The 2,044-nt window shown below is 30.0% G+C and carries 1 protein-coding gene; it reads right to left on the bottom strand.

Annotated elements, in window-relative coordinates:
- Positions 1-393: 393 nt before the first annotated feature.
- Positions 394-852 carry a hypothetical protein gene (locus ULVI_RS10570; protein ID WP_068592612.1) on the bottom strand — a complete coding sequence of 153 codons (459 nt, stop codon included), beginning with the start codon at positions 850-852 and terminating at the stop codon, positions 394-396.
- Between the last annotated feature and the right edge of the window lie 1,192 nt (positions 853-2,044).

Here is a 2,044-nt window from a genome sequence, read left to right as displayed (position 1 = left end):
TTATAAAACTAAATAACTCTCTCAACATTTCCCGTTTTCAGTAATCCGACAATTGAATTAAAAGTACTGTCCAATCAGTTTTATAAGACATGTTGTATCCATTAAGTTTCCGCTTCGGTTTCGCTGCGAACGATTTTAAGTCAGAAGTTTTATTTGGCGTTCAGATTGCGTGCGGCTTTACAGTTCAGTATAATTTTTTAGTTTCAGTTGCGAAATGTTTGGAGAATTCTGCGTCACGGGAGCCATCGTGCATAACGGTTTTGTATAAGATTAGTTGCGTGGTTTAAGCAACTAATTTAGCAAATACAAACCGAATAGAAAATCCGCGAGGATTTTCGTAAGTAGGCTCGCACTAGCCATTAATTTTATACGGTGTTGTGCTGTCGTACGATTCTATAAAAATTTGACTATTAGTTCTGCAATAATTATTGCAAATCCTATTACTAACGCAACACCTGATGTCCAAACGTATTTTAGCTTATGCTTTAAAGCATTATTATGAAATGTTTTCACCTCGCTAGGACTTGAGGTATCAATAGTTTTTTCATAGGGTAAAATTCCTAATAAAGCAATTACCAGTGCTAAAAAGAAAAACAATATTGTAATTATTTTAAAAATTTCATTTGATAGAATATTTTCAAATATTAAACTAATTCCTAATGAGGCAGTGCATAATGTAATTAGTTGTCTCAAAATATCATTTGCGAGTTTTATGTTTTCCTTTATGCTTTCTCTCGCCCATTCAAGATGAAATTTATCTTCCTCCGAAACTAATCTTCCAGCCAAAACTTCTTCTTCATTTTCTTCCACCGTTTCATTGGTTGGTTCTTCATTTACATCTTCACTTTTCATAATAAGAAATCGTAATGTTATTTTTTTCTTGACAGTTACTACATTTAATAATTACTTCTTTTTTTTTCATTATAGGTGAATTAAAGGTTTCCCATTTAATTATTGGATTAAAGTTTTGATTTTTTCCAGAACCTATATAATCAGATTTATTAAACTCGGTTTCTTTTGAGCATTTTTCACAAGTAAATTTCATAGTTATATTTTTTAATGATTAGTTGAATTCAAGTATGCAGCACAACGGTTTGTATATGACTCGTAGCGTGTTAAAAGATACAGACTTTTAGAATTAGCACGAGCAGAAATTTTTACTTTTTGATTTTAATTTTCCGTACAAAAGCCAAATTTAAAAATTTGGCGGTTTCCCAAATACGCCGAACCTTTTGATTAAATGATTGCCTAGCTATGAGTTATATACGTTGTTAGCAAACGGTTTTATTTTATCCAAGTTCCGATTATTATTAAAAATTCTGATAGTTCATAACTAGCAAGTATCGTTAAAACAGACAATTCTTTTTTATAATTTGGATATTTTATTAAAGTCCAAATGTAACAGAATAATGGGATTATCATTAGAAATTGTAATAGGTTCCAAAATTGATAGTCAAACAAAGTCCAGACAAATGATAAAAAGGTAAAAATTCCGATTAAGAAACTTATTATATTTTTATTCATTACGCACCAAATCGAAAAAACTAATGCCAAAATTCCGAATGACATAAATGCAACAGTTCCAATTGGAAATTCCATAAAATAACCAAGTGTAAAACAAATTGAAAGTCCAACTAATATTAATTTTAAGAAATTCGGTTTAGTCTTATTAAATAATAGAAGCCCGATAAGAACTCCTATTCCGATTATTATTTTAGTGTGCGTCAATTCAACTGATTATTTTCATTCATATTTGAAATTTCATTATTTATCCAGTTGAGTGAAGATTTCTGAGTATTCTTTTCTTCCAATCTGGATTGTAAAATTTATTTTCTTTTTACTTTTTTTAGCGCTTAAATATCAATAAACTTTAATCGATTTCTGCACGTTCTTGATTTCGATTTAACTGTTTGCTAACGGTTTGCATAAGAACAGTAAGCTGCAAAACGGACCGACTGTTCGAATTAATTCTAAAGATACTAAGAACTATTGAATTCCGAAGGAATTCAGAAGTGCGCTTATTGTTTTTATGCGTTGTTATAAG

Origin of the sequence: Cochleicola gelatinilyticus (assembly GCF_001637325.1) — a bacterium.
Lineage (GTDB): Bacteria > Bacteroidota > Bacteroidia > Flavobacteriales > Flavobacteriaceae > Cochleicola > Cochleicola gelatinilyticus.
This window is presented reverse-complemented; position numbering and strand designations above follow the sequence as displayed.